This window comes from Paenarthrobacter sp. TRD_SC_7, from assembly GCF_056156245.1.
On sequence record NZ_CM149587.1, the window covers coordinates 3,086,236 to 3,112,726 of the forward strand.

A 26,491-nucleotide genomic window follows, 5' to 3' on the forward strand; every position below is an offset into this window, starting at 1 on the left:
GATTTATTGAGGCGAGTCCTTACGCGCCAAATACGCCTCTACGGCAGCTCCAATATCCTCGGCGTTGGGCAGCTCATCATTCTCATCTGCCAGCAGCGAGCGGCGGACGATGCCCTCGGATTTCTCGTCGTAGCGCGTCTCGAGATTTGTGACTACTGCCTGAACTTCTTCAGAAGCCTCGATCTGCTCCGCGATCTGGCGGCCCACTTCCCGCCCGGCTTCCCGGAGCCTGTCCGTTGGCAGCATGAGGGACGTTGCCGCCCCCAGGTATTCCAAGCCGGCTACGGCAGCTGGCGGGTACTCAGCTTCAGACAGGTAATGCGGGACATGGATAACGTAGCCGGCCACGTTGCGTTCCGCTTCGGTGAGCCGGAGTTCCAGGATGTGTCCGATGGCAGCGGGAACATCTACGGTGGGCTTCCAGCTCGAAATCCCCTCGATCAGCTCGGGCATATTGCCGTGGACCGTCACCCCAACAGGCCGCGTGTGCGGCACCGGCATGGGGATTGAATGGATCCAGGTCACCAGGTTGACGTCGAGTTCTTCCACAATTCCGACGACGGCCCGCGAGAAGCGCTCCCATTGCAGGTCCGGTTCAAAGCCGGCAAGCAGCAGAAACGGTTGGCCGAGGCCGTCGTTCAGCTTGTACAGGCCGAGCTTTGGCGCTTGGTAGTCCTGCAGATGGTCCTCCACGAAGCTGATGTGGGGCCGCCTCGAACGGTAGTCGATGAGTTGGTCGGCATCGAACATGGCCACCACCTCAGCGTCCAGTTCGTCCAACAGTTCCGCGTTGATCTGCCGGACCACGTGACCGGCATCGGCAAAGCCCGTGAACCCCATGACCATGTTCAGCCCGCGAAGCTCAGGGCTGTGGAAGGTCTCAATGTTTCGCGCATACAGCGCTTCGGGGTCCAGGAGAGAGCCGGATATCCGTTCAAACACGGCGTGTTCCTTTCGCAATGACAAAGTTAGGGGAGGTCCCGGCTACCAGCCGCATGACACCACTGGGCACCATTGCTTGGCTGCGGGACTCTATTAATCCATACAACACTGCACAGCCAATGGGCATTCCTGCCCCCGATGTGCCGCAGCTCTCATTTAATTGCCGTCCGCAGCGTCCAAGAGACTACGATCGAATCGGGCCGACGTCCTTTTGCGATGCCGGCCCTGAAGACCAAGGCCGCCGTCGCAAGAAGACGTCGGGCGCGTACCGGGGCAGGCCGCCGAACATGCGGCCCCGCCATGCAATGCAGAGAGAAGTGAGGACACATCCTCGTGGTCAAGACTACTGACATCATCCTGGGCATCATCGCCAAGGACCTGAAAAAGTCCCCCAGCGACGCCCTGGTGATTGGCGTTGCGCAAGGCGCGGACGGGCCGGTACTGCTATCGAACCCGCTGAGCGCGAAAGCCGCCGAATCCGTTGCGGGTTCCCTGCAGCTTTTGGGGATCACCGGCGCTGCCGACCAGGCGCACCGGCTTCCGGGCCTGCCGGAAACAGGCTCGGGGATTCTTGTCCTTGCAGGCGTCGGGAAGCTCTCCGATGACGGCAGCCTCAGCGAAGAAGCCCTGCGGCGCGCAGCGGGATCCGCTGTTCGCCAGCTGGCCGGTGCCTCTTCGGTCACTTTGGCCTTCCCGACGGCGGGCCTCACCGATGTCGCGGCAGTCGCCGAAGGAGCCGCCCTGGGTGCGTACTCCTACACGGAGCACCGTTCCAGCAAGGATGGGCTTAAGGAGCCAGTGGCCAAAGCCCTGATTTTGTCCGATATCGATGCCAAGTCTGCCCAGCCCGCACTGGATCGGGCCATTGTGCTCGCTCGTGCCGTGAACGCGACCCGCACCTTGGTCAACCAGCCGCCGAGCCACCTGTACCCGGAGTCGTTCGCCGAGTCCGCCAAGGAACTCGCCAAGGGCCTCCCCGTCAAGATCACGGTCTGGGATGAAAAGCGCCTGGAAAAGGAAGGCTTCGGAGGTATTCTCGGCGTTGGCAAGGGGTCCACCCGCCAGCCGCGCCTCGTCAAGGTGGAATACGCTCCGGCGAAGGCAACAAAGAAGATTGCCCTCGTTGGCAAGGGCATCACCTTCGACACCGGCGGTATCTCCATTAAGCCGGCCCTCGGCATGGGTGACATGAAGAGCGACATGGCGGGCGCCGCCGTCGTACTTAACACTGTCCTGGCCATCGCTTCACTTGGCCTGCCCCTCAAGGCGACGGCTTGGCTCTGCATCGCAGAGAACATGCCCTCAGGCGCCGCGGCACGGCCTGCTGACGTGTTCACCATCTACGGCGGCAAGACAGTCGAGGTTCTGAACACGGACGCTGAGGGGCGTCTGGTCATGGCTGACGGCATCGTCGCTGCGAGCATGGAGAAGCCGGACGCCATCATTGACGTCGCAACATTGACGGGTGCACAGCTGATCGCCCTGGGCCTGCGCACTGCCGGCGTCATGGGATCGGATTCCGTCACGGCAGCGCTGAAATCCGCGGCCGACAGGGCAGGTGAGCTGGTTTGGCCAATGCCGCTGCCCGAAGAACTCCGGCCGAGCCTGGACTCGCAGGTGGCAGACCTCGCCAACATCGGTGAGCGCAACGGTGGCATGATGACCGCAGCGGTCTTCCTTCGTGAATTCGTCGGCAAGAACGGAGACGGCCAGCAAATCCCGTGGGCCCACGTGGACATCGCCGGTCCGTCGTTCAATAACGGTGCCCCGTATGGCTACACGCCCAAGCAGGGAACCGGATGCACCGTCCGCACCTTGGTTGCTTACGCCGAGGATCTCTTGGCGGTTTCCGTCTAGCTCCACTCTCCTCTGCCCTTCCGGGGTTGCGCTGGCCCTTGCCGGATCCTTGGCGAGGTCCCGCACAACCCCGGAATTATGCGGGGTGTAGCGCTGTGTCACAAGTGAACGTGAGTCTCGACACAAGCGCTCCACAAACGCCCGCAGAGGGTGGAGCATGGGTAGGTGGTTCGCTAAGGTGAACTCGATAGTCACAAATGCAAGAGAACTTAGGTGCTGGCATAATCACGGCAGAACAAGTTCCAAAGACCAGATGGCACGCAGTCCCGTGTCATCATTCACGCGAGGGAGCGTTTTAGTGGCCGATCAGGCAACTGCGCAAGAATTCGACATCCTGGTACTCGGTGGCGGCAGCGGCGGCTACGCCACTGCCCTGCGGGCCGTACAGCTTGGGTTCACCGTTGGCCTTGTGGAAAAGGCAAAGCTCGGCGGAACCTGCCTGCACAACGGTTGTATCCCCACCAAGGCACTCCTGCACTCGGCCGAACTGGCCGACCATGCACGCGATTCCGCCAAGTACGGCGTGAACGTCACGCTCGACAGCATCGACATGTCGGCCGTGAACGCGTACAAGGACGGCATCATCGCCGGTAAGTTCAAGGGCCTCCAGGGACTTATCAAGTCCAAGGGCATCACCGTCATCGAGGGTGAAGGCAAGCTCCAGGGCAACAACACCGTCGTCGTGAACAGCACCTCCTACACGGGCAAGAACATTGTCCTGGCCACGGGTTCCTACTCCCGTTCACTCCCCGGCCTGGAAATCGGCGGCAAGGTCATCACCTCGGACCAGGCCCTCACCATGGACTACATCCCCAAGAGCGCCATCGTCCTCGGCGGCGGCGTCATCGGTGTCGAGTTTGCGTCCGTCTGGAAGTCCTTCGGCGTGGATGTCACCATCATCGAAGGCCTCCCCTCCCTGGTTCCGAACGAGGACGCCTCGATCGTCAAGAACCTTGAGCGCGCCTTCAAGAAGCGCGGCATCAAGTTCACCACCGGCATCTTCTTCCAGGGCGTTGAGCAGAACGACGACGGCGTCAAGGTCACCTTGGTTGATGGCCAGACGTTCGAAGCCGACCTCCTGCTCGTGGCCGTTGGCCGCGGTCCCGTGACCGCGAACCTTGGCTACGAAGAAGCCGGCATCACCATCGACCGAAGCTTCGTCATCACCAACGAACGCCTCCACACGGGCGTTGGCAACATCTACGCCGTGGGCGACATCGTCCCCGGCGTCCAGCTCGCACACCGCGGCTACCAGCAGGGCATCTTCGTCGCCGAAGAAATTGCCGGCCTGAACCCGGCAATCGTCGAAGACATCAACATCCCCAAGGTCACCTACTGCGAGCCTGAAATCGCCACGGTCGGCTACACCGAAAAGGCCGCCAAGGAGAAATTTGGCGACGACCAGGTGCAGACCCAGGAATACAACCTTGCCGGTAACGGCAAGAGCTCAATCCTCGGCACCGGTGGCATCGTCAAACTCGTCCGCCAGAAGGATGGCCCCGTAGTGGGCATCCACATGATCGGCTCCCGCATGGGCGAGCAGATCGGTGAGGCCCAGCTGATCGTGAACTGGGAAGCCTACCCGGAGGACGTGGCCCAGCTGGTCCACGCCCACCCCACGCAGAACGAAAGCCTGGGCGAAGCCCACCTTGCCCTCGCGGGCAAGGCACTCCACGGCTAAGTCTTACCAAGACCCACGGATCGGGTGCATGCAGCGGAATATGCCGCGTGCACCCGATCCGAACCAGCAGAATTCATCCGCACAAAGATCAATAAGGAGAACGGGGACGACATGTCTGAATCCGTTAACTTGCCCGCCCTCGGTGAGAGTGTCACCGAAGGAACCGTCACCCGCTGGCTCAAGCAGGTTGGTGACCGGGTGGAGATCGACGAGCCGTTGCTCGAGGTTTCAACCGACAAAGTAGACACCGAAATCCCCTCTCCGATCTCAGGCGTCATCGAAGAAATCCTCGTCGCTGAAGACGAGACGGCCGAAGTAGGCGCCCCCTTGGTCCGCATCGGCGACGGCTCCGGCTCCGCCGCACCGGCAGCTGAAGCCGCACCGGCCGAGGAAGCCCCCGCTGCCCCCGCAGAGCAGGCTGCACCGGCCGAAGAAGCTCCTGCCGCTCCCGCCGCTGAAGAAGCACCGGCAGCTGAAGCACCCGCTGCTTCGGGCGAAGGCCACGAAGTGACACTCCCCGCATTGGGCGAGAGCGTCACCGAAGGTACTGTCACCCGCTGGCTCAAAGCCGTTGGCGACACCGTTGAGGTAGACGAACCGCTCCTCGAGGTTTCCACCGACAAGGTAGACACCGAGATTCCTTCCCCGGTTGCCGGCACCCTGCAGGAAATCCGCGTAAGCGAGGACGAGACAGCAGAGGTTGGCTCTGTCCTGGCCGTCATCGGCTCCGGCGCAGCTGCTCCTGCTTCGGCTCCTGCTTCGGCTGCAGCACCCGCTGCCGAGGCACCTGCCGCTCCGGCTGCACCTGCAGCACCTGCCGCCGAGGCTCCTGCCGCTGCTGCCGCGCCGGCACCGGCTGCTGCACCGGCGCCAGCCGCAGCTCCCGCTGCAGAAGCTCCCGCTTCGGAGTCCGGCTACGTCACTCCCCTGGTGCGCAAGCTTGCGAACCAGCACGGCGTGGACATCGCCGCTGTTTCCGGCACCGGCGTCGGAGGCCGCATCCGCAAGCAGGACGTCCTTGCAGCGGCTGAAGCCAAGCAGGCCGCCGCAGCCCCCGCCACATCGGCTCCTGCCGCGGCTCCCGCTGCCAAGGCTGCCGCTCCGGTGGTCGCATCGTCCCTGCGTGGCACCACGGAGAAAGCCCCGCGAATCCGCCAGGTCATCGCCCGCCGCATGCGCGAGTCCCTTGAGGTCTCCACCCAGTTGACCCAGGTGCACGAGGTCGACATGACCAAGATCGCCAAGCTGCGCCTTAAGGCCAAGAACTCGTTCCAGGCCCAGAATGGCGTCAAGCTGACGTTCCTGCCGTTCATCGCCAAGGCCGTAGCCGAGGCCCTGAAGCAGCACCCCAAGTTGAACGCTGCTTACGATGAATCCAAGCAGGAAATCACCTACCACAACGCCGAGCACCTGGCGATCGCCGTCGACACCGACAAGGGCCTCTTGGTTCCCGTCATCTCAGACGCCGGCAACCTGAATCTTGCCGGTCTGGCTGGCAAGATCGCCGACGTTGCAGGCCGTACCCGCGACGGCAAGATCGGCCCGGACGAACTGTCCGGTGGCACGTTCAGCATCACCAACATTGGTTCAGTCGGTGCACTGTTCGACACTCCGATCATCAACCAGCCGCAGGTGGGTATCCTTGGCACGGGTGCAATCGTCAAGCGCGCCGTTGTAGTTGCCGACGAAAACGGCGACGACTCGATCGCCATCCGCTCCATGATGTACCTGTCCCTGACGTACGATCACCGCCTGGTGGACGGCGCGGACGCCGGTCGCTTCCTGCAGACCCTCAAGGCCCGCCTTGAGGAAGGTGCTTTCGAAGCAGACCTCGGTCTCTAAGACCCATCGCCAATAAGCACCACTTGCAGAATCAAAAAGGGCAGGTTACCTGGAAAATCCGGATAACCTGCCCTTTTGCTTTCCACGTACGTGACAGCATCCGCGTGGCTTTGCTACGGGACGTAGAACCAACTGGATAGGCTAGGGCCATGAGTATTCTCTTCAACATTCTGGTGTTCTTGCACATCGTCGGCGCAGCCATGATTGTGGGCTACTGGATCGCCACCCTGAAGGCGCCAACCGTCCACCCGCGCCAGCGGGACGGCGCCTTCCTTCAGCTCCTGACTGGCATCGCCATGATGGGTGTGCTCCCCCTGATGCCGGACGCCGATCCCAACTATTTCAAGCTTGGCGTCAAGTTCGCCATTGGCGTGGCCGTAGCAGTTCTCGCAGTCATCGGCTCCCGCAAGGTTAAGAACGCCGAGCCGGTTTCCACGGGCCTGGCCCATGGCGTGGGTGGCCTGGCATTGGTCAACATCGCCATCGCTACCCTCTGGAATTAGTCCGGGACCTATCCCCAGGCAGATCCTCAAGCACCGGCAGCCGTCCTGCTTTGCGTTCAGCAACGCGGAGCGGCTGCCGTCTTTAACGGGCCGCTGTCTCTACGGGGCGACTACTCCAGTGCTATACAGAACTCGTTGCCCTCGGGATCCTGCATGACGTCCCAGTGGAAGTCTCCGATGTCGTGCGCCTCCACGAAAGTAGCCCCCAACGTCTCGGCTTTGCGTCGCAACGCTGAAGGATCGGGGTCGTGAAGGTCCAGGTGCAGGCGGCGCCGCCCTTCAGTGGGTGCGGCGACTTGTTGAAATGCCAGTTGCGGAAGGCCCGGTTCAGCCGGCCGCAGCCAGATGAACCCTTCATGTTCCGCTGAGACGGGCATGTCAAGAAGCTCCGACCAGAATGAAGACAAGCGGGCGGCGTCCACGGCGTTAACCATGATGGACGCGATTCGGGGGCCGCGGTTGCGTCCGGCAGGTACACGTTCTTCGGTATCCATTTCGCCAGTCTAGGGGTCACAATCCACTGTCAGCGGAATGGCCGTGCGGTCCGGCAGGCAAATCCATAGGATTGATCCCGGTGGCACCCGCCGAAGGCTGGTAGCCGACTCACAACGACCCCAAGGAGTGGACATGGCAGCAACACGCACCGCACACACGGTTTGGAACGGCACCCTGATTGAAGGCGCCGGCAACACAACGCTGGACAGCTCCGGACTGGGCACGTTCGATGTCACTTGGAAAGCCCGCACCGAACAGTCCGGCGGCAAGACCAGCCCCGAAGAACTGATTGCCGCTGCCCACTCCGCTTGCTTCTCCATGGCTTTCAGCCACGCTTTGGCCGGCGAGGGTTTCACCGCGGAAGAAGTGCAGACCAAAGCTGACGTTACCTTCGTTCCCGGCACGGGCATCACGGGCAGCCACCTGACCATGACCGCGAAGGTTCCCGGCCTCTCCGAAGAGGACTTCCGCCGCATTTCCGAAGACGCAAAGACTGGCTGCCCCGTTTCCGGCGCTCTGGCCAGCATCGAGATCACCTTGGATGCCACCCTCGCGGCGTAGCCACCCCCGAGGACTGAACAGTACCCCTGAACGCATGGAAGAGCCCCACCACCTCCCATCAGGGAAGGTGGCGGGGCTCTTCCATGCTTACCTGCCTGCTAGCCCTTTTGGGGGCGCGATGGCAGTGGTGCCGGCCGGACCTTGCGGTAGCCCTCACGCAACGGAGGGCGATCAGTGGGCAGCTCCTGAATCATTTCCTTGAGTGCACCAATTCCGTATTCCAATTGGGGATCAGTCCCGGCCGCGTACGCGTGCGGCGGGAACACCACCTCAATGTCCGGCTCCACACCCCGGTTTTCGACGTCCCATCCGATCCCGCCACTGAACCATGTGGCGTATCGAGGCTGGGTGACACCGGTGCCGTCGGCAAGCGAGAAGCGGTTGTCGATGCCCACTACGCCACCCCACGTCCGCGTACCGATGACAGGGCCGATGCCCCTCAGCTTGGACACCTGGGTGATGATGTCGCCGTCGGATCCGGCGAATTCATCGGCGAGGATGATCACGGGTCCACGTGGAGCGTGGTGCGGGTATGTCCGCGGCTTTTCACCACGTGGCATACTCCAGCCCGTGACTTTGCGCCCGATCAATTCGGCAACCAACTGAGACGTGTGTCCACCGCGGTTGCGCCGCACGTCCACAATGAGGCCGTCCAATGAAGTCTCTGTATCGAGGTCGCGGTGGAGCTGCGCCCAACCGTTGGCCATCATGTCCGGGACATGCAGGTAACCGAATTTGCCGTCCGAGGCCTCACGGACTGTGCGCCGGTTGGCCCGGACCCAATCCTGGTATCGCAGCCGTTCCTCATCACGGACGGGAACCACTGCAACGCGTCGTTGGACACCGGCAGCGCCACCATGGCCATCACCGTTCAAGAGCGTCAACTCAACGGTCCTGCCCGCAGAACCCACCAGTTGCATTGCCGGCGTCAGGACCGCGGAAAGCTCGACGCCGTCGATCGCCAGGAGCACGTCGCCCACCTTGGCGTCCGCCCCCGGACGGGTCAAAGGCGAAGTAGCCAGCGGGTCGGAAGACTCACCGGCGAGGATCCGGGTAATTTCCCAGCCCTTGGTGCCCAGCTGGAACTCAGCTCCAAGCCTGCCCTGGCCGTTCCGTCCGGGCTCGGTGACAGCGGCCGGCTTGACATAGGCATGCGACGTCCCCAGCTCGCCGTGAATCTCCCACAGCAGGTCAACCAGGTCATCGTGGGAACCGAGCCTGTCCACGATGGGGCGGTAGCGCTTATATACGGAGTCCCAATCCTGGCCCGCCATATCGGCGGTCCAGAAGAAGTCCCGCTGCAGCCTCCACGCCTCATCGAAGGCCTGTCCCCAAGCTGCCACGGGGTCCAGGATGACTCGGACCCTGTTGAGCTCCACCTTGACAAGTTCTGCCGAGTCCTCTTCCACCTTGTTGTCAGCGGGGACGCACGTAATTTGCTTGTCGAGAACGTAGATGATGCGGCTGAGGTCACCCGACAAGCGGTAGCTGTCCACTGCCTTTACGAGCGTGGCCTGCTTGCGCTTGGCGAGGTCATAACGGACCAAGGACGGCGCCGTCTTCTTATCCTGAAGGGTCCCTCTCCCATCGCCCGTGACACCCGAAAGTTCAGTATCGAGCCACAACAGCGCGCCATCACCAACGGCCAGGTCGGAGTAGTTGCCCTGAGGTACCGGGACGGCGATAACCCTATGGGCAAGCCCCTCCGGGTCTACGCGGACGGCAGGCGCTTCGCCGTCGTCGGACTTTGGCGCATTGGATGATGCGTCCTCAAGCGTGTCTACGGACGGGCCAAACGGCGAAGGCGTGTCCGCTGCCAAGGCAACCATGTACGGCTTGATGGGGCTTGGAAAGGAGAGGTCGAAGGAGTGACCGTCGTACACGGGGTCGAAGCTCCTGTTGGACAGGAACGCCAGGAATTTTCCGTCCGGGGTGAACCTTGGAGACTCGTCGCAGAAGCGGCCGTCAGTGACATCGATGATGCCTGACTCAGGCTCTGCCGGGCGAACGATCCGGAGCTTGCTCCGCGACCCGAAGGACGTCACCGGCTCGGACCAGGCAAGCCACTGGGAGTCGGTGGACCAGGACAGTTGGTCGATGCTGCCTTCACCAACGCTGACAAGCCGCGTCAGCGTGCCGGCCGTGGTGTCGGCAACGAAGACATCACCGAAGGACGTGCCAACAGCAAGCCAGCGGCCATCCGGGCTGGCTTCCAAAGCACTCGTCCGGGTAGGGGTAGGAAATCCAAGGCGGAGATCCTCAGAGTCTTCCGCTGATGCGGGAACTGTGGTTGCCGTCGTGCCACCCACGGTGTCTGCGGATGGCTCCGCGTTGACGGTCTCACCCGCCCCGGCCTGCGCATGGTCTACGGAAGCCTGCCTGACATTGGTGGTCGCCTGCGCGGAAGCTGTCCCCTGCCCCAGCACGTTCGACGCCGAGACCGGCTTGGGGAGCGGAGCCGATTCTTCGGCGGCAGGATCGGGCTGTTCAACAACTATTCTAGGAACCTCAACCACGGCCGACAGGCGGGTGGCGATGCGCTTGATATACAGCGCTTCGACTCCTCCATGGTCGGCAACATAGGCTATCCGGCCATCAGTGAGCGGTCGGGGCAGGCGGGCTCGGACGCCAGGTGTCGCCTCAACTACGCGCGAAGGTCCGTCCTTGTGCCGGAGCCAGTGGATAGTGCCGTGCGATTCCACAGCGCTGGCAGTTCCGGTGACGTTGGGGCAGACGTCCCCCAAATGGGCGGAAGTCTTCAGCGGTGAGGGGCGGCGGCCGGGTGATGCCGATCCAAGAGTGATGTTCAATTTGACGGGCTCAGCGTCTGGGTCCAGTGACGGGATGATCCAGAGCTCGCCTGCCGATTCAAAGACCACCCGCGTGCCATCGGTGCTGGCGTGCCGGACGTAGAAGTCCTCGTGGTCCGTGTGCCGGCGCAGTCCGGAACCATCCGGAAGCACCGAGTACAGGTTCCCGTAGCCCTCGTGGTCCGACAGGAAGGCGATCCGCCCTTGGATCCACAGGGGGTCGGTCAGGTTTCCGTCGATCGCCGGCACCAATCGCTCGAACTCGCCGTTGCCGTCGGCATCGATCCAGAGCTTCCCGGCAGTGCCCCCGCGGTAGCGCTTCCACCAGGCGGGTTCCCGTGAAAGGACACTAGCCAGAACCACAGGCTTCTCGTCACCGATTTCGGGGCCAAAGGCAACTGCCTCCACCGGGCCGAACGGAAGTTCGACGGCGGCGCCGCCGTCCAGTGGGAGGCTGTAAGCGTGTGTGTGGCGGCTTTCCGCTTGTTGGAAGGCGCTCGTTACCACCACGTTCCCTGACGGTGTAAAGCCTTTGACCTTGGTGGTGCCGTGCCCGAAGTAACTCAGCTGCCTGTACCCGCCGCCGTCGACGTTTGCCGTGACCACCTCTGGTGACGTGCCCACCACAGTGGTCCACACCAGCCCCTTGCCGTCCGGAGTGAACTGTGGGTTTCTTGCCGGCAGTTGCTGGGAGGAAACCCGCCAGGCGCGGCCGCCGGAGACGGGTGCGATCCAGATGTCGTCTTCGGCCACAAAGGTGACCAGGTCGCCGTGCACATGCGGGAAACGGAGGTAGCTGGAGGAGGTCATTGTTCGATCATAGTCAAGAGGCACCCGTCCGAAGCGGCATCCGCTGTCGTTTCCACCACAAGCGTTCGCCATGGTGAGATGGGTCATGAGAATCGTGATGTCCGGAGCTTCGGGAATGATCGGGACGGCTTTGTCCGAGCATTTGACTGCTGAAGGCAATGAGGTCATCCGGCTGGTGCGGCGTCCAGCCAGGACCACCCTTGAATGGACGTGGGACCCAGCCATGGGTGAGCTCGATGAGGCTGTCTTGGACGGCGCCGATGCTGTGGTCAATCTTTCCGGCGCAGGCATCGGTGACCGTCCATGGACAAGGCGCCGGATCAAGGTCCTCACAGAATCCCGTCTCCGGCCCACTCAGACCCTGACAGCTGCCATGCGACGACTCAGCAAACCTCCAGCCACCTTCATCAGCCAATCCGCTTCCGGCTACTACGGCGCCTCACGTGATGGGGCCTTGACCGAGGATTCCGGCCCCGGCGACGGAGTGTTGGGCCAACTCTCCGTTGAATGGGAGCGCATGGCCAGGACTGCGCCGGCCGGAGTTCGCGTGGTGGCGCCCCGGACAGGTGTTGTGCTCAGCACAGCTGGTGGCGCGCTCGGGCCACTGCTTCCCTTATTGAAGCTCGGGCTGGGTGGACCATTTGGGAACGGACGCCAGTACTGGCCATGGATCACCTTGGCGGACGAAGCCGGCGCCCTCGCATACCTGCTCACAGCAGAAATTGACGGTCCGGTGAATGTTTGCGCGCCGGAGAGCGCGGATGTGAACGCGATTGTCGCGGGCCTCGCCAAGGCCTTCCACAGACCGGCCTTCTGCCGTGTGCCCCGACCCGCCCTACGACTGGTTCTGGGTGGCCTGGCAGATGAACTCATCATGGCCAACCAGCGAATGGAGCCCGCACGGTTGCAGGAAGCCGGTTTCCAATGGCTGCACCCCTCGCTCCCTGACGCCATGGCATGGCTCCGCACGCAAAAGGCCCGCTGAAAACGTCCTTGCCTGCGCTGGCTGTCACCGTGTGGACCCGGGGTCGAGAATTCCGGAAATCCACCAGCGCCCGTCCGAGCGAACCAGGTCCACCAGGAGGCGTTGCGGCGTCCCGGTATCCTCGGTCCGGACAATTGCCCCTGATGCCAGACTTTCCTCATAGCCGGACGTGGTGGCCGTAACCGCCACCAGCACGTGATCTGACTGTGGGGGTCCTTCCACGGTCAGGTCTGTCAACGTCGTTTGGAGTCCTGCAAACGACGTTCCAGCGTCCCGCAAGTAGTCGCTCAACTGCTTATCCGTCGCTTCGGCCTGCGAACCGGGTGCGTTGACCGAGTCCAAAAGGTCGAGGCGCCGTTCCCCCAGCGCGATGTCCCGCACCGCTGACAGTGCCGGCACGGCCACTAAGGGATCCTCTGATTGAAGCCCTTGGACGAGTGCGGCCGGAAGCTCCTGTGCGCTCGGAAGTTCCGTTGCCTGACCGGTGTCGGCAACGCCGCTTTCGATCGCTGCTTGGTGCTCCATCGCCGTCGTCAGGCGGTTCTGCTGCCAAAGTACCCATGCCGCTACGCCAATCAGCGCCCCGACCGTCGCCAAGAGAACTAAGCGGCGGCCGAACCCGTCCCTGAGCCTGCCACGCGCCGGGCGCGAACGGCTCACCGTTCGGGGCGCAGGTTTGCGCATGAACGGCAGCAGTCTCCACCAGGTGCTTAACCAATGGGTTGCGCGGCGTGGCGAACGCCCCAACGCCTCGCGCCGGGTGAGCAAGTCAGGAATAACGGATGAATGCACGGCTCCGGATAAGTCCAGAGCCTCGGGAGCAGCACTTCTGTAGATTGCCGTGCCAAGTTCCCTGGCCGACGGACGACTCCGGGGATCCGGGTTCAATGCAGCCTCCAGGGCTGCGGCAAGGGCCATGGGCACCTCAGGAACCAGAAGTGACAGAGGTGGGCGGTCCTGTTCCTGCTCCGGCGCTGTCCCCGTCAGGCAGTACCAGCCGACTGCTCCGAGCGAATAGACGTCACGTTGAGGTAGGAGGTTGTCCCGGGAAACATCGCCGGTCCCGGTTGTTTCAGCTGCGGGGTCCATGAATCCAGGCGTTCCGACGCCCAGGTTTTGTGGCTTGTCGCCCACCTTTGCGGCAATGCCAAGGTCCGCCAGCAGGGGCATCCCTTCGGCCGTGAACAAGACGTTTCCGGGTGACACATCTCCGTGTTCCGTGCCATTGGCTTGCAGAAAGTCCAATGCTTGGGCAATGGGAGTCAGGATGGTCACAGCTTCTCCGATCCTGAGCCTCCCCCTCGCGGAGATCAGGTTGGCCAGTGAGCCTCCCGCCGCATAGTCCATGACGATCCCAAGAGTGCTCTCACCCATGCCGCCCACGTGGAGGACTTCGTGAACACGTACGAGGTGCTTGTGCTTAAGGGCGGAGAGGAGCCTCATTTCACGGGATACGTCCTCCAAAACCTGAGCCTGTGCTGTTCCCCCGCCAGCACCGGCACCGGGCCTGGCGCATTTGACCGCGAACCGCCCACCGTCCTTATCCCTCGTGGCAAGCCAAACGGAAGAACTACTACCGTGGCCCAGTGGGCGGGAGATCGCGTAGCCCGGAATGCGGGGAGCCACAGTGGCGGGAGTGTCCAGAGTTTCCATAAACAAGGTGTACCTGACTGCCGGATTTTCCGCAGAAGTTATCCACAGGCACCGGCTTGACCGTTCTCCGGCCTCAACGGCCCGGGATGCGACTGAGAGCTTCACCACAAAACCATGGCCAGCCTCCTGCTGGGTCTAAGCTTGAACCCATGACTCTTGAGTTTTCACAACTGGGTCTTGCCCCGGATTTTGTTGATTACCTGCAGGGCTGGGACCTGCAGCGCGAAATCCACAACAAGGTTGTTGCGGGCGAGAAGAACAGCACCGTCTTGATCCTTGAGCACGCCGCCGTCTACACGGCCGGCAAACTCACGGAGGACCACGAGCGCCCCTTTGACGGCACTCCCGTGGTTCCCGTGGATCGAGGCGGAAAACTGACGTGGCACGGCCCAGGGCAGCTCATTGCGTATCCCATCCTCAAGCTCAAGAACCGCGCCGGTATCCGCGACTATGTGGAACGCCTTGAGGCCACCATGATTGCCGTCATGCACGACTACGGCATCAAGGCCGTCACCGTGAAGGGCCGGGCCGGAGTCTGGATCCTTGCCGACGACAAGGGACCTGACCGCAAGATTGCCGCGATCGGCATCCGCGTCCTGGACGGCGTCACCATGCACGGCGTGGCCATCAACTGCAGCAATGACCTAGCACCCTATGCCCAGATCATTGCGTGTGGAATCACCGACGCCAGCGTCACCACCATGTCGCTGGAAACCGGCCGGACCATCAACCCCGCCGACATCGTTGACCGCTTCGTTGAAGAATTCAGCAAGCACGAAGAAGCACTCGTTTCCACACCCGAAGGAGCACTCCAGTGACCTTGGCACCTGAAGGCCGTAAGTTGCTGCGCGTTGAGCAGCGTAACTCGGCGGTCCCGGTTGAACGCAAGCCCGAGTGGATCAAGGCCAAGGTCCAGATGGGGCCGGAGTTCGTTCAGCTCAAGAACCTGGTGAAGAAGGAAGGCCTGCACACGGTCTGTGAAGAGGCCGGTTGCCCGAACATTTTCGAGTGCTGGGAAGACAAGGAAGCGACGTTCCTGATCGGCGGGTCCGAGTGCACCCGGCGCTGTGATTTCTGCCAGATCGATACCGGCAAACCGTCCCCGGTGGACATGTTCGAACCCACCAAGGTGGCCCGCTCCGTGCAGGCCATGCAGTTGCGCTACGCCACGGTGACCGGGGTGGCCCGTGATGACCTGGCCGATGAGGGCGTGTGGTTGTACGCCGAGACGGTTCGGAAGATCCATGAATTGAATCCGGGCACCGGGGTGGAGTTGCTGATCCCTGACTTCTCCGGCAAACCCGAGCACATCGCGGCGATCTGTGATTCCAAGCCCGAGGTGTTCGCGCACAACGTCGAGACCGTGCCGAGGATTTTCAAGCGGATCCGTCCGGCGTTCCGGTATGAGCGGTCCCTGGATGTGATCACGCAGGGCCGGGATTTGGGCATGGTGACCAAGTCCAACCTGATCCTTGGCATGGGCGAGACCCGCGAGGAAATCTCCGAAGCACTGAAAGACTTGCACGCGGCCGGGTGTGACCTGATCACGATCACCCAGTACTTGCGCCCGTCCGAGCGGCACCTGCCGGTGGACCGGTGGGTCAAGCCGCAGGAATTCGTTGACCTCCAGCACGAAGCCGAAGAAATCGGGTTCCTCGGTGTCATGTCCGGCCCGTTGGTGCGGTCCTCGTACCGTGCCGGGCGCCTGTGGGCCACCGCGATGCGTAAGAAGGGCTGGGAAATCCCGGCCGCCCTGGCCCACATCGAGTCCTCCGGCACCACCCGCCAGGAAGCCTCCACCATCCTCGCCGCCCACAATTAGCAACCCATTCTCAGCCGCGCCGCGAAACCCAAGAGGCGCGGCTGAGTTGGCTCAGGCGATATAAAACCGGTTCTTTCCGTCCATCTGATCCAACTGGAAGCACCAGGCCGCCCTTCCTATACCGGAAGTCGCCGCGTCCAATTCGCTTTCCAGACCCTGGACGTCCGCCACATTTCCGTCGGCGCCGAAGATGAAATCATCTCCCGCATGGACCAGGCTCTGCCCGGTCTGGGCCTCGGTATAGCCATGCACGGAAGGTCGCGTCCAGAAGATCCCGTTGCTGACTATGCGGGCTGGCACGCCCGCGGCAGTCGAGTTGGACGGGACCTTCTTGGTAATCAAGGCCCGGGCAGCAAGAATGCTGCCCGAGCCAATCTTGGCGCCTTTGAGGAGAAGCGTGTCTTCCCCGAGCCACACATGGTCCCCCACCCAGATGGATTCGCTCGGGTTTACCCGTTCGTGGCTTTCCACGGAGTAGATCAAGTGGGGATCAGCGGTCCTGAAGGCAACCCGCGACGAGAACATTGCGTCCCTGCCCACAATCACGTGCTTGCGCTCGGTAGGAAGAAACCGCGCTTCCGACGTGAAGGTTGCTCCTGGCCCCAGGTAGAAAACGGACTCTTCGAATACGGTGGCAATCAACCTGAGGAATCCGTGGGACTTTCGCAGGTGGATGACGGCATCGTTTCCCAGGAAGCGCAGCCTCGTATTCCGCAACCGGGTGCCATCCTCGACGAACAGGACGTTTCCGGTTCCGGCGAATTCTATGGTGGATGACGTGAATTCGGAACCGGGAGTGTCCTGGAGATGCACCACGTTGTCCTGAACCCCGGAAACGTCCGCATAGGAGCGGATGATCTGGTTCTTCTGCGCCTTGCCTTTGCTTGTCGAATCACTGCTGTCCGGCAAAGCTGCTGACCTCCTCTGATGCGCTGATGACAATGCTGGTGTCTTCCCATTCCACTGCCGACAGGACTTCGGACGCTTCGTCGTAGCTGTGGCCATGGACAACGATGAGCAAGCGCTGAACCCCTGCGGCGATGACGAATCTCAAGGCGACAAGGTCAGCCATGGACCAGCCATCAAGGGGTTGGACAACTGCCCTGCAGGAAATCCGTCTGCTGCTGTCTTCGATCCCAGCAATGTCCACTTCGGCGTCGGATACGAAGTGTATTTCCATGGTGTCGCCGTCAGCGGCCAGACGGCGGCACCGATACCGGAAGCGGGCGAACGAATCGCCGTCGAGCACTACGTACTCGCGCACAGTTTCCGCGTGGAGGGCCAGCGCTTCGGAACTCAGCTCCTGCTTTGGTATGCGCGACCCAGGCTTCACAGGTTCCGGCAAGGTTCCGGCCCATGTAGTGCCATTGGCTTCCATGGCGATCACCTGTGTGAGCTGGTCGATCGGATCGTAGGCCGGGAAGAGGCTCTGCTCGCCGGCGGTGTATTTAACGAAGTCGTAGGAGTGTTCAGTCATGAGCTGCAGGAAGCGCGTTCTGCCCGAGCTTCCTCGAATGAACCAGTTGGCTCCGGCCACCCTTGACGCATCAGGATCCACCCGGACTTGGACTTGAAGGTTCTGGCCATAGCGGAAGGTCCGCATTTCTTCGCAAGCGAACTGTTCATGAACGGGGCCGTTGAGGAACCTCCGGATGATACCCAGCATGGCCGGCAGAGCCGCCCGGGCTACATCGGAATGTTCGCCGTTGATGCGGTATTTGGATAGGTTGGCTACGTCGCTGACCAGCTCGATAAGCGAGTGGTTGCTGAGTTCGTCCGAATTCGTATAGAAGTAGTCTATTTTGCGTCCCTCCGCGAAATATCCCCGGAGGCGGTCCTCTGGTTGTTCGGTATTCCGCAAAGCCTGGTTCCGAAAAAGGTTGTCCTTGAAGAACGGCTTGTTGAAGTAATAGGGCAGGTTCATTTGCGGCACTGCAAGCAGCAATCCGGCCCCTGGATAGTCCTTGGCGTACTGGATGGCGATGGTGCCGCCCTTGGAGGCACCGAAGAGCAGCATTCCCGCCTGGTCGATATGGAACCGGCTCCGCAGCCCTTCAATTGCTCCAACAACACGGTCGTAAAGCAGCCTCCCGGCGTTGTCGACCATCATGTAGGAACCGGCAACCAAGTAGCGGTCCTGGAAGCACACCATCAGGGTGTCCTGCAGATCCGTGTCCGTGAGGTCCTTGAGGTAACTCACCGCGTAGGAAATCCGGGTGGTTGAGGGGCCAAATCCCGGAAAGGTGATGAGCATCTTTTTCGGGTTGGTCGTATTGCCACGCAAGGAGTAGTAGACGTCGCCGTGCTGCTCCACACCGTACTGGTCGTCATATGTGAGCTGCTGAGGCGTGGTGAATGCCCCCCGCCCGATCTTCAACTCGAAAGGGGCGTCAATATCGACGGCGAAGCGGGAGACATCGTCCGAACTGACCATGATGTTGCGGTACTCAAGCGGAAAGCCCCGCGCCGGCGGCTCAACCGTGTTTCCATAAACCACCTCGCCGTCCTGGAAGAGCCGGAACTGCTTACCCTTCCATCCCTCCCACTCGTTAATGGTCAGTTTTGCAAAGTACATACCCTGCGGGAGGCTTTCAGAAGCGATCCGGCGTATTCTCCCCTCCAAGCCCCTGGCTTTGATGATCTTTCGCACGGGCGAATCAGCGCGGAATGCCAATAGCGCCCTGGCAAACTCCAAGCCGGCCGGCGAGTAGGCAGCTGCCCGGCCGGCATCGGTGATGCTCCGTTTGAAGCCGTGTCTCAACGTCATCAGAGACTCAACATCCTTTCCACAATTTTTTCGTTGATCCGTGCCGGATCCACGCCTTCGAAGAAGCGTTCACGCCGGTGCTTGAACCTTGGGTCCGGTAAGGCGAATCTTTCCTGGACAATGTGGTCCACCACCTCGGAGTGCCCGCTGAACACGGGACCCAGCCCGTCTTCGACGTAGTCCAAGCGGCTCTCGTAGGGCTGGTCCCTGAAGAAATCGTCTGCATCCCAGTGGTAGTACGCGATGGGGGTGCCCACAAAGGCAGCGTCAAGGGCGGCTGAGCTGTAATCCGTCAGGACCAGTTCAGCGGAGCGTATGGCCTCCCGGTAACTCAGTTCAGACTTCACAACCCGTTCCGAGAACCTGAACTGGCTGGCGCGCTTTTCCACGTTGGGGTGGAGTTTTACGTGCATGACGCGGTCTGTGTCCTCGAGGAATTTCAGCAGCCCGGGATCCGAAAGCAACTTGTCAATGGCACGGAAGTACGTGGACTGGGCAAAGTGCTCGGACGATGACTGATGCAGGTTGAACCGCCACGTGGGCATGAAAAGAAGATGCTGCCCTCCGTCCTCGTCACGGGCCAAGGACTCGTAACGGGGCAACCCGGAGTTCAGCGTCTCCACCGGGGCCAGTTTCCTCATGTAGTCCGCTTCGATACGGCCTGTGGCGACGAAGACGTCGAAGTACTTGGAGAGAACCCAATCGGACATGTCATTGAGCTGGATGCCGTGCTGGAGGTAAACGAAGCGGGAGTTGGCGAAAGACTTGCCCCTGTACCTGATGTTGTAGATCTGGGAAGACACCACAAGGTCCGAAACAAGGAATTTCTCGTAGAACTCCTTCGTGAAGATGGGGATCAGCTTGAAGCCCTTGGCTTCAAGCCGTGCCCAATCAGGCGACTTGGGGTTGATCGCGAAGTATGTATTGCTGAACTCGGGATGCGTCCTTGTGAAGTATTCGTAGAGGTGCTCGGCGTTGTCGTCGGCTTGAAGAGGCCGATCGAAGAACAAAATCGTGGAAGAAGGAGTGATCCGCCGGTTGTAGAAGTTGTAGCTGCCGGGCCTGGCGTGGCCGGACCGGAGGTTACGTGCCAGATAGCACTTACCGATGGTGAGAATCTCTTCGTGGAAGAGCAACTCATACAGTGGCAGCTCGGTTTCGGTATTTCCAGTTTTTTGGCGGAACACCAAGTACGCATCTTTGTCGCTTAGTTGCTTGTAGAACTGCTTGTTGGCGGCAGGATCATCCAGCCAACGGATCCATGCCACTTCGAAGGGCTGCAGGGGCTCTGCCATTCCCAGCACCTCAATCAGCTCAAAACTGCGGATCAGGTCCCGGAGGTGACTCAAGCTGACAGCGGTTGCTTTCTGTCCCCGCATGCCTCGCAGGAAAAGCACAACGTAGCGCAGGACCTGCAGCCTGATTTCCATGGATGCAGCGGGTATCACCGGCATCAAGCGGCGTGCGTCTCCGGGAATCCGGAGTCCTGTCGCTGCCTTGGTGTCCGATGCCATGGAGAAGCCTGTGGTCAGCTGCCTGACCTTTGCTACGGACCAATACATCCGGTAGCTGGTGTAGATGGCCGAACGATCCACATCGCCCAGTGCCTCCAGCGCGTCGGACAACCTCCTCGTGTTGAAGGCACAGCCAAAGACGTCAGTGTCCCGGGAGTAGTGGTAGGCGTCGTCGATTTTGGTTCCGGCCACGTTCTTTGGGATGGCTCCCGTATAGATCACGGGCTCAGCGAGATAGACGGTCCGTGTCTTGAGGTATTCGAAGAAGGTGGCGACGTAATTCGCGGACAGCAGATGCGAGGTCCTCATGAAGATGACGTACTTGCTCCCGATCTCTTGGCAAAGCCTTGCGATAACGGCCGTGGTCAGCGGCTCCCCGACATGGAGGAGGGCAAATTGCGACTCCAGGCGCAAACGAGCAGCTATCAGTCGTCGATACATGGCTGACTCACGATCAAGCTGTCCGGTTTCCTCAAGGACAATAGTGAGCAGTGGCGGCAAATCGGGCATTTGGTTCCTATGGGGGGTCGAACGTGTAGAAGGCGCGCTAACGAGGAGGACCCCGACTGGTTCCTCGATGAGGGGTGCCCGTCGCCAAGGCAATTCGCGGCAACACAGGATCGAGTCTTCGGCGCGAGGAACTCACTAAAGGTGAGTGCCGACCCAGGCGGAATCGTGACGGGAATTTGAAAAAAGAATCACCAACACTTTGGATTCCCGGCCACCCACTCCCGTATTCGGGCTGAACTCAGGCCACCGCGACTCGATGGCGTCCACCTACGCGTCCAGTGTCCGGGCGTACATCACGTAGAATTAAGGCACTATGGCGAACTCCCCTGATTCCAGCAAATCGACCCCCTCGGCCGACGCACCCAAGCGTGGGCTGTTCCAGCGCAAGCCCAAGGAAGCCAAGGCAAAGAAGCCTAGCCAGCTGAAGCAGATCGCTGAAGTCTTCAAGATGACGCGGCGGAACGATCCTCAGGTCGTGTGGATCATGGTGCTCGCGTTCCTCGCAGTGGTTGCAGTGGCCTTCCTCATCGGTTTCCTGCTGGAGAACTGGGTTACCGGCCTGATCATTGGCATCCCGCTGGGTTTGCTCGCGGCAGTATTTATTCTTTCCCGCCGTGCCGAAAAAGCGGCTTTCGCGCAGATTGAGAACCAGCCCGGCGCGTCCGGCGCAGCCCTGGGTACTCTTCGTCGCGGTTGGGTAACCCAGGATCAGCCTGTTGCCGTCAACCCCCGCACGCAGGACGCCGTCTTTATGGCGATTGGTCGCCCAGGCGTCATCCTGGTCAGTGAAGGTCCCTCCCACCGCGTCAAGCCTTTGGTGGATGCAGAACGCAAGCGCCTTGCGCGTATTCTGCCCAACGTGACCATCCACGTGCTGGAATCCGGTCGCGGAGAGGGCCAGGTGCCCCTGAACAAGCTGGCTAAGACCATGGGCAAGCTTAAGAACGAACTCACCAAGGTTGAAGTCAACGCAGTGTCCAAGCGCATCAACTCCCTCGGAAACCGCCTGCCGATCCCCAAGGGCATCGACCCCTACAAGGCCCGCCCGGACCGCAAGGCCGCACGCGGACGCTGATCCCATACCAAAAATCCGCCCCTGTCCAGAGACAGGGGCGGTGTTCGTTTGGCTTGCGTCAGCGGAAAGCCAGCGTTACATCCTGATGAGGATGGTGTTCATGGCTTTGTCATGCAGGCCGCGCTGGTCGGGATCGAAAACGACCGCCGGAATCACCAGGCACAGCAGGAGGGTCCGCACCACAGCGGCCAGCGGGCCTGCAGGACCGCCGCCCAGGCGAACCACATGGATACCTGCGATCCTGTGACCGATGCTGTATCCCAACGTGCCGATCAGAAGGATCTGTTCCACGGCAAAGATGGCCAATGTTGCCCATGGGTCGCCCCCGAAGGCGAAATTGCTGATCACCAAGGCGATGGTCCAGTCCACGGCTATGCCCAGGATGCGCCGTCCAGCGCGCGCCATCGAGCCGGGGCCGGACTCGGGCAATCCCAGCCGTTCGCCGGGATACTTGGAGATTCCGGAAGTGTCCGGTCCGCTCAGCCAGGAGCCAATGTCTTTTCGATCTACCACACTCCAAGCCTAACGGCTGGTATGCCTGGCGACCGACCGTCGGCAAGCCGATGTGGCCGCGTATCGTCCGGGTGTTCGCCCACCGGACCCGCATGGACCGGACACCGGGAAGCCGACTACCGTTTACACGACAGATGATTCTGTAACCTGCCGGAAACAATACTGACACCCCCGGGAAATCCCATCTCCCTAAGGTGGTATGAGTTGCCAGCCACCATGGCACGGGGATCTTTTTGTGTCTCCGAAGCATTTGGTATGGGCTGCACCACGCGGCCTTCCGGGCCTGTTACTTGATATGCATAAGGAGCATAGATGTTCAAGACTGCGGACGAAGTCCTCAAGTTCATCAAAGACGAAGACGTCAAATTCGTCGATATCCGCTTCACCGACCTTCCTGGTGTCCAGCAGCACTTCAATGTGCCGGCCAAGAGCGTTGACCTCGACTTCTTCGTCAACGGTCAGCTCTTCGACGGATCTTCCATCCGCGGCTTCCAGGGCATCGCTGAGTCCGACATGCAGCTCATCCCGGATGTGACCTCGGCCTTCATCGACACCTTCCGCATCGAGAAGACGCTCGCGCTGAACTTCTCCATCGTGAACCCCCGTACGGGCGACCCTTACCACCGCGATCCCCGCGGCGTGGCAGAGAAGGCTGAAGCGTACCTGGCATCCACCGGCATCGCCGATACCGCATTCTTCGCCCCCGAAGCCGAGTTCTTCGTCTTCGACAACATCCAGTACGAGTCCTCCCCGCAGGGCAGCTTCTACAAGATCGACTCCGAAGAAGCGCACTGGAACACCGGCCGTAAGGAAGAGGGCGGAAACCTCGGTTACAAGACCCCCGTCAAGGGCGGCTACTTCCCGGTTTCCCCCACCGACAAGCAAGCTGACCTGCGCGACGCCATGTGCGTGGAACTGGACAAGGCCGGCCTTGAGGTAGAGCGCTCCCATCACGAAGTTGGCTCCGCCGGCCAGGCTGAGATCAACTACAAGTTCACCACGCTGACCGCGGCTGCTGATGACCTGCAGAAGTTCAAGTACGTCATCAAAAACACGGCTGACGCCTGGGGCAAGTCCGTCACGTTCATGCCGAAGCCGGTTTTCGGCGACAACGGCTCAGGCATGCACTGCCACCAGTCGCTGTGGAGCAACGGCGACCCGCTGTTCTACGACGAGAAGGGCTACGCAGGCCTCTCCGACACCGCACGCTGGTACATCGGCGGCCTGCTGAAGCACTCCTCCGCAGTGCTGGCCTTCACCAACCCGACGGTTAACTCCTACCGCCGCCTGGTCAAGGGCTTCGAAGCTCCCGTGAACATGGTTTACTCGCAGGGCAACCGCTCGGCCGGTATCCGTATCCCGATCACGGGCACCAACCCGAAGGCCAAGCGCATCGAGTTCCGCGCTCCGGACCCCTCGTCCAACCCGTACCTGGCGTTCGCTGCCCAGCTGATGGCCGGCATCGACGGCATCCGCAACCGCATTGAACCCCCGGCTCCCATCGACAAGGACCTCTACGAGCTCCCGGCCGAGGAAGCCAAGGACATCCCCAAGGCTCCGGGCTCCCTGGAAGAAGCACTCGAGGCCCTTCGCGAGGACAACGAGTTCCTCCAGGCCGGCGGCGTCTTCACCCAGGACCTCATCGATACTTGGATTGACTACAAGTATGAGAATGAGATCCGCCCGCTGTCCCTGCGCCCGAACCCCTACGAGTTCGAGCTCTACTACGGCGTCTAGCTAGATCATGCGGCAAAAGCGGGCATAGTCCGCAGACAGTCCGCAAGAAGCGAGACACAGAAAAGGCCGGTCCCGGGTTTCACTACCTGGGACGGCCTTTTCGTCGCTAATAGCTAGGCGCTTATACGTGCTTCTCCGCCCGCGAACTGAGCGGTTCCGCAAGGACGCCAGCAACAGCAGCACGCGCCGTGTCTTCCTTGTCAGGCCACATGTGCCCGTAGGTGTCCAACGTTGTTTTCGCTGACGAATGCCTAAGGCTTTTCTGAACAACCTTCACATCAAGCCCTTGAGCGATAAGCAGTGAGGCGAAGTAATGCCTGAGGTCGTGGAAGCGGAACCCTTCTGGCAGGCCAACAACAGTACTTCGAGCTTCGCGGAAGTCGAGGCGGACGAGTGGGACGATATCTGCGGGCTGGCAGAGAAGTATCTAAGCTCGAAGCTGGGAACCATTGATGCGGCCGTGATGATCGCTGCCGAGCAAACGGGGGCCTCTGTCGCAAAGCAAGGACTACCTGTTGAGAATGGTCACCACGAATAAGAGTCCATACTTCAATCTGATCCCTTGATGGCGTGGAGCCCATTTCCTCCTCCAGCGCATCCGCACGCGCCGGAGCCGTAGGAAGCCTGTCGGACCTCTTTGACATGCTGGAGATAGGCAGAGGCCGAAGGGCGGCCGGAGCCTGGAAGGACATGCCATGAGTAGGGATGACGAGATTATGTATGCGAGCGTCGATGTCGGTGGGTACACCTACCAAGCCATAAACCAGGACGCGGCGCTTAAGGAGTGGATGATCCGCAAGGTGTGGGACGGAGGATGGGATGAATTCGGCATCCTCACCAAGGATGACGCTCCCGATCCCAGCTATTGGGCGGGGCCAAGGGGCGGGTCAATGGACGGAACGATCATGTCGCACACGGCTGAGGAGGCTATCAGGTTTGTCGCTGGGGGTTTCCGTATATAGCCTTATACACCGCGCGTGCTGGTGCCGTCCGTGACTGGGTGGTGCACCACCCGCACCGCACCGCAGCCACTCACCGCCAGCTTTGGTCATTCGCCTCCATCAGCGCATCTATGACTGCGCGTCGTCCGTGGGGCTGACTCCCCACTCGATTGCGTCATGAACCTGAGTTTGGAGGCGGGCGCCGTGGTGCTGGTCGGCTGTGTCGATAATTTCCGCGTCCCCTGGGTCTACCGGTACGGGCTCTGTCGTTGCGTCGATCCCGAGCTTGTCCCCCTTCTCCTTTAACAGAGAATCGAGGTGCTCTTTGGAGTCTTGCTCAGCGGCAAACAGGCGATCATGCACGGGGTCACTAGTCATGGCAAGATGCTAACCCAGTCGGTCTAAGTACTTGTATAGGTTCGCTAGGTACTTGAGCCGGTAGCAGCTCAGCTTTTGCCTCGAAAGTTGAGTACTGACTACGCGTGCGGGCCCTATGGGGCTGGTCTTTACTGAGTTCACCGGATCCTCGCAACGGCCATCGTTTCCCCCACTTTGGCCGGGGCTGCCCTCGGTTCCGCGGGAAGGGCCGGACAACGCCACTAACAAGCGATGTCCGGCCCTGCGCCATCCACATCCGGGCTTCGGAAATAGCCTGTGAAGCGTCGGTGACACAATGTGATGGAGTTGCAGCGCGGAAAAGACAACGAATCCCTCGCCCCATCGACTGACCGAGGGAAGGCATCCGGCACGTATGATCCACACGTGACCATGAATGCAGAGACACGGCCTAAGCTGATTCAGCAACGACAGGTTCTACTGGGGACACCGGGTCAAGAGCCGACTACCCCGGCAACTCTGAGCCTAGAGGACCAGTGTTTTCGGTTGCGTCCCGAAAAGTGGGTTGAGGAACCGCAACAGGTGAGCCTCCGCCGCACAAGCGATCACGTGACCTTTGACCTCGGCAATCGCCGGGGGGGGTTGTAGAAGACTTCGAGCCCCGCCCGCTGTGGGGGCTTGAGGACGGAAGTCCATTCACTGTCCTCGATGCACGCATGAGCGTGGATCTGGGTACTAGGTTTGCGCCGCTCCAGGTGTACGAAACAGAGTCCATTCTTTGGGGCGTACACGTCGATGGACCGAACAGCCATGCAGAGGCAGTCCGACTCTCGTTTTCCCTGTCACGCGGAGACTGGGTAAACGACGAACCGATCACACTGGCTGAAGGGCGGCTCAGTCCTTGGTCACATGGCAACAGACCCGGACTGACTTGGGAGCCCTCGTCTCGTCACACGGTGCACAGTCTCACTCAGCGGTTCCCCACGCTTCTGACTGCCCTCTTCCACCTCTGGACAGGATCACCAACGGGTGTCTGCGTGACTCAAGTGCACATGCAGGCTAAAGGGTGGTGCGATTGGGAATTCGTTCAAGACGCGCCCCCGGTTGCCTCACGTTCATTACTACCCCTCAACAAGT

Annotated in this window: 22 protein-coding genes; 12 read left to right on the forward strand and 10 right to left on the reverse strand. The window is 61.2% G+C overall.

Annotation, left to right across the window (positions count from 1 at the left end):
* Nucleotides 1-3 precede the first annotated feature (3 nt).
* On the reverse strand, nucleotides 4-942 hold the full coding sequence (locus tag AC0J5Z_RS14925; RefSeq protein WP_475033586.1) for a proteasome assembly chaperone family protein: 939 nt from the start codon (nucleotides 940-942) through the stop codon (nucleotides 4-6).
* A gap of 333 nt (nucleotides 943-1,275) precedes the next feature.
* Here AC0J5Z_RS14925 and AC0J5Z_RS14930 point away from each other — a divergent pair, with 333 nt between their 5' ends.
* The 4 genes from AC0J5Z_RS14930 (at nucleotide 1,276) to AC0J5Z_RS14945 (ending at nucleotide 6,825) form a co-directional block, all read left to right on the forward strand.
* The gene (locus tag AC0J5Z_RS14930; protein WP_475033589.1) at nucleotides 1,276-2,799 is read left to right on the forward strand and encodes a leucyl aminopeptidase; all 1,524 of its coding nucleotides are present in this window, start codon (nucleotides 1,276-1,278) and stop codon (nucleotides 2,797-2,799) included.
* Between the two features lie 298 nt (nucleotides 2,800-3,097).
* The gene (lpdA, locus tag AC0J5Z_RS14935) at nucleotides 3,098-4,480 is read left to right on the forward strand and encodes a dihydrolipoyl dehydrogenase (protein ID WP_475033592.1); all 1,383 of its coding nucleotides are present in this window, start codon (nucleotides 3,098-3,100) and stop codon (nucleotides 4,478-4,480) included.
* 111 nt (nucleotides 4,481-4,591) lie between these two features.
* Nucleotides 4,592-6,322, forward strand: a complete 1,731-nt coding sequence (gene sucB, locus AC0J5Z_RS14940) for a 2-oxoglutarate dehydrogenase, E2 component, dihydrolipoamide succinyltransferase (protein ID WP_475033594.1) — start codon at nucleotides 4,592-4,594, stop codon at nucleotides 6,320-6,322.
* Nucleotides 6,323-6,471: 149 nt separating this feature from the next.
* Entirely contained in the window at nucleotides 6,472-6,825 is a 354-nt protein-coding gene (locus AC0J5Z_RS14945) for a hypothetical protein (RefSeq protein WP_475033596.1), read from the forward strand.
* A 110-nt stretch (nucleotides 6,826-6,935) separates the two neighbouring features.
* On the opposite strand, the gene AC0J5Z_RS14950 is transcribed toward AC0J5Z_RS14945, so the two are convergent.
* Nucleotides 6,936-7,319 carry a VOC family protein gene (locus AC0J5Z_RS14950; RefSeq protein ID WP_475033598.1) on the reverse strand — a complete coding sequence of 128 codons (384 nt, stop codon included), beginning with the start codon at nucleotides 7,317-7,319 and terminating at the stop codon, nucleotides 6,936-6,938.
* A 133-nt stretch (nucleotides 7,320-7,452) separates the two neighbouring features.
* On the opposite strand from AC0J5Z_RS14950, the gene AC0J5Z_RS14955 reads away from it, so the two are divergent.
* Nucleotides 7,453-7,881, forward strand: a complete 429-nt coding sequence (locus AC0J5Z_RS14955; protein WP_475033600.1) for an OsmC family protein — start codon at nucleotides 7,453-7,455, stop codon at nucleotides 7,879-7,881.
* Between the two features lie 98 nt (nucleotides 7,882-7,979).
* Here AC0J5Z_RS14955 and AC0J5Z_RS14960 read toward each other — a convergent pair whose 3' ends face one another.
* A complete protein-coding gene (locus AC0J5Z_RS14960; protein WP_475033602.1) occupies nucleotides 7,980-11,501 on the reverse strand; it encodes a S41 family peptidase in 3,522 nt (1,173 codons plus the stop codon).
* A gap of 85 nt (nucleotides 11,502-11,586) precedes the next feature.
* Here AC0J5Z_RS14960 and AC0J5Z_RS14965 point away from each other — a divergent pair, with 85 nt between their 5' ends.
* Nucleotides 11,587-12,486: a TIGR01777 family oxidoreductase gene (locus tag AC0J5Z_RS14965; RefSeq protein WP_475033604.1), complete on the forward strand. Its 900-nt coding sequence runs from the start codon at nucleotides 11,587-11,589 to the stop codon at nucleotides 12,484-12,486.
* 24 nt (nucleotides 12,487-12,510) lie between these two features.
* On the opposite strand, the gene AC0J5Z_RS14970 is transcribed toward AC0J5Z_RS14965, so the two are convergent.
* On the reverse strand, nucleotides 12,511-14,139 hold the full coding sequence (locus AC0J5Z_RS14970) for a serine/threonine-protein kinase (protein ID WP_475033606.1): 1,629 nt from the start codon (nucleotides 14,137-14,139) through the stop codon (nucleotides 12,511-12,513).
* 149 nt (nucleotides 14,140-14,288) lie between these two features.
* Between AC0J5Z_RS14970 and lipB the strand changes: the two genes are divergently transcribed.
* Complete coding sequence (lipB, locus tag AC0J5Z_RS14975) at nucleotides 14,289-14,957, forward strand: lipoyl(octanoyl) transferase LipB (protein ID WP_475033608.1); 669 nt, start codon at nucleotides 14,289-14,291, stop codon at nucleotides 14,955-14,957.
* Nucleotides 14,954-15,961, forward strand: coding sequence for a lipoyl synthase (gene lipA / locus AC0J5Z_RS14980; protein WP_475033610.1), 1,008 nt, complete (start codon nucleotides 14,954-14,956; stop codon nucleotides 15,959-15,961). Before lipB ends, lipA begins: the two co-directional genes overlap by 4 nt.
* A gap of 51 nt (nucleotides 15,962-16,012) precedes the next feature.
* Here the strand turns inward: lipA and AC0J5Z_RS14985 are convergent, their stop codons facing one another.
* From AC0J5Z_RS14985 to AC0J5Z_RS14995, 3 genes are read right to left on the reverse strand one after another with little or no spacing between them, the layout of a single operon-like run.
* Nucleotides 16,013-16,870 carry an acyltransferase gene (locus AC0J5Z_RS14985; RefSeq protein WP_475033612.1) on the reverse strand — a complete coding sequence of 286 codons (858 nt, stop codon included), beginning with the start codon at nucleotides 16,868-16,870 and terminating at the stop codon, nucleotides 16,013-16,015.
* Nucleotides 16,854-18,728 carry a hypothetical protein gene (locus tag AC0J5Z_RS14990; protein WP_475033614.1) on the reverse strand — a complete coding sequence of 625 codons (1,875 nt, stop codon included), beginning with the start codon at nucleotides 18,726-18,728 and terminating at the stop codon, nucleotides 16,854-16,856. Before AC0J5Z_RS14990 ends, AC0J5Z_RS14985 begins: the two co-directional genes overlap by 17 nt.
* Complete coding sequence (locus tag AC0J5Z_RS14995) at nucleotides 18,728-20,752, reverse strand: CDP-glycerol glycerophosphotransferase family protein (protein WP_475033616.1); 2,025 nt, start codon at nucleotides 20,750-20,752, stop codon at nucleotides 18,728-18,730. The genes AC0J5Z_RS14990 and AC0J5Z_RS14995 overlap by 1 nt, the downstream gene beginning before the upstream one ends.
* A 313-nt stretch (nucleotides 20,753-21,065) precedes the next feature.
* On the opposite strand from AC0J5Z_RS14995, the gene AC0J5Z_RS15000 reads away from it, so the two are divergent.
* Entirely contained in the window at nucleotides 21,066-21,827 is a 762-nt protein-coding gene (locus AC0J5Z_RS15000; RefSeq protein WP_475033620.1) for a DUF4191 domain-containing protein, read from the forward strand.
* Nucleotides 21,828-21,902: 75 nt separating this feature from the next.
* Here AC0J5Z_RS15000 and AC0J5Z_RS15005 read toward each other — a convergent pair whose 3' ends face one another.
* Nucleotides 21,903-22,340, reverse strand: coding sequence for an RDD family protein (locus AC0J5Z_RS15005; protein WP_475033625.1), 438 nt, complete (start codon nucleotides 22,338-22,340; stop codon nucleotides 21,903-21,905).
* Between the two features lie 312 nt (nucleotides 22,341-22,652).
* Between AC0J5Z_RS15005 and glnA the strand changes: the two genes are divergently transcribed.
* The gene (gene glnA / locus AC0J5Z_RS15010; RefSeq protein WP_090825712.1) at nucleotides 22,653-24,077 is read left to right on the forward strand and encodes a type I glutamate--ammonia ligase; all 1,425 of its coding nucleotides are present in this window, start codon (nucleotides 22,653-22,655) and stop codon (nucleotides 24,075-24,077) included.
* Between the two features lie 121 nt (nucleotides 24,078-24,198).
* On the opposite strand, the gene AC0J5Z_RS15015 is transcribed toward glnA, so the two are convergent.
* Nucleotides 24,199-24,480 (reverse strand): tyrosine-type recombinase/integrase, encoded by a 282-nt coding sequence (locus AC0J5Z_RS15015; RefSeq protein WP_475039726.1) that lies wholly within the window; start codon nucleotides 24,478-24,480, stop codon nucleotides 24,199-24,201.
* Between AC0J5Z_RS15015 and AC0J5Z_RS15020 the strand changes: the two genes are divergently transcribed.
* Together AC0J5Z_RS15020 and AC0J5Z_RS15025 are read left to right on the forward strand one after the other, a co-directional pair.
* The gene (locus AC0J5Z_RS15020; RefSeq protein ID WP_475033630.1) at nucleotides 24,391-24,615 is read left to right on the forward strand and encodes a hypothetical protein; all 225 of its coding nucleotides are present in this window, start codon (nucleotides 24,391-24,393) and stop codon (nucleotides 24,613-24,615) included. The two genes, AC0J5Z_RS15015 and AC0J5Z_RS15020, sit on opposite strands and share 90 nt — an antisense overlap.
* Nucleotides 24,616-24,772: 157 nt before the next feature.
* A complete protein-coding gene (locus AC0J5Z_RS15025) occupies nucleotides 24,773-25,039 on the forward strand; it encodes a hypothetical protein (protein WP_475033632.1) in 267 nt (88 codons plus the stop codon).
* 108 nt (nucleotides 25,040-25,147) lie between these two features.
* Here AC0J5Z_RS15025 and AC0J5Z_RS15030 read toward each other — a convergent pair whose 3' ends face one another.
* Nucleotides 25,148-25,396 (reverse strand): hypothetical protein, encoded by a 249-nt coding sequence (locus AC0J5Z_RS15030; RefSeq protein WP_475033634.1) that lies wholly within the window; start codon nucleotides 25,394-25,396, stop codon nucleotides 25,148-25,150.
* Between the last annotated feature and the right edge of the window lie 1,095 nt (nucleotides 25,397-26,491).

Bases quoted from the DNA above. Each gene is read 5' to 3' on its own strand.
- sucB (WP_475033594.1), top strand. From the start codon at position 4,592: ATGTCTGAATCCGTTAACTTGCCCGCCCTCGGTGAGAGTGTCACCGAA.
- AC0J5Z_RS14945 (WP_475033596.1), top strand. From the start codon at position 6,472: ATGAGTATTCTCTTCAACATTCTGGTGTTCTTGCACATCGTCGGCGCA.
- AC0J5Z_RS14950 (WP_475033598.1), bottom strand. From the start codon at position 7,319: ATGGATACCGAAGAACGTGTACCTGCCGGACGCAACCGCGGCCCCCGA.
- AC0J5Z_RS14955 (WP_475033600.1), top strand. From the start codon at position 7,453: ATGGCAGCAACACGCACCGCACACACGGTTTGGAACGGCACCCTGATT.
- AC0J5Z_RS14960 (WP_475033602.1), bottom strand. From the start codon at position 11,501: ATGACCTCCTCCAGCTACCTCCGTTTCCCGCATGTGCACGGCGACCTG.
- AC0J5Z_RS14965 (WP_475033604.1), top strand. From the start codon at position 11,587: ATGAGAATCGTGATGTCCGGAGCTTCGGGAATGATCGGGACGGCTTTG.
- AC0J5Z_RS14970 (WP_475033606.1), bottom strand. From the start codon at position 14,139: ATGGAAACTCTGGACACTCCCGCCACTGTGGCTCCCCGCATTCCGGGC.
- lipB (WP_475033608.1), top strand. From the start codon at position 14,289: ATGACTCTTGAGTTTTCACAACTGGGTCTTGCCCCGGATTTTGTTGAT.
- AC0J5Z_RS14990 (WP_475033614.1), bottom strand. From the start codon at position 18,728: ATGACGTTGAGACACGGCTTCAAACGGAGCATCACCGATGCCGGCCGG.
- AC0J5Z_RS14995 (WP_475033616.1), bottom strand. From the start codon at position 20,752: ATGCCCGATTTGCCGCCACTGCTCACTATTGTCCTTGAGGAAACCGGA.
- AC0J5Z_RS15000 (WP_475033620.1), top strand. From the start codon at position 21,066: ATGGCGAACTCCCCTGATTCCAGCAAATCGACCCCCTCGGCCGACGCA.
- glnA (WP_090825712.1), top strand. From the start codon at position 22,653: ATGTTCAAGACTGCGGACGAAGTCCTCAAGTTCATCAAAGACGAAGAC.
- AC0J5Z_RS15020 (WP_475033630.1), top strand. From the start codon at position 24,391: ATGCCTGAGGTCGTGGAAGCGGAACCCTTCTGGCAGGCCAACAACAGT.
- AC0J5Z_RS15025 (WP_475033632.1), top strand. From the start codon at position 24,773: ATGAGTAGGGATGACGAGATTATGTATGCGAGCGTCGATGTCGGTGGG.
- AC0J5Z_RS15030 (WP_475033634.1), bottom strand. From the start codon at position 25,396: ATGACTAGTGACCCCGTGCATGATCGCCTGTTTGCCGCTGAGCAAGAC.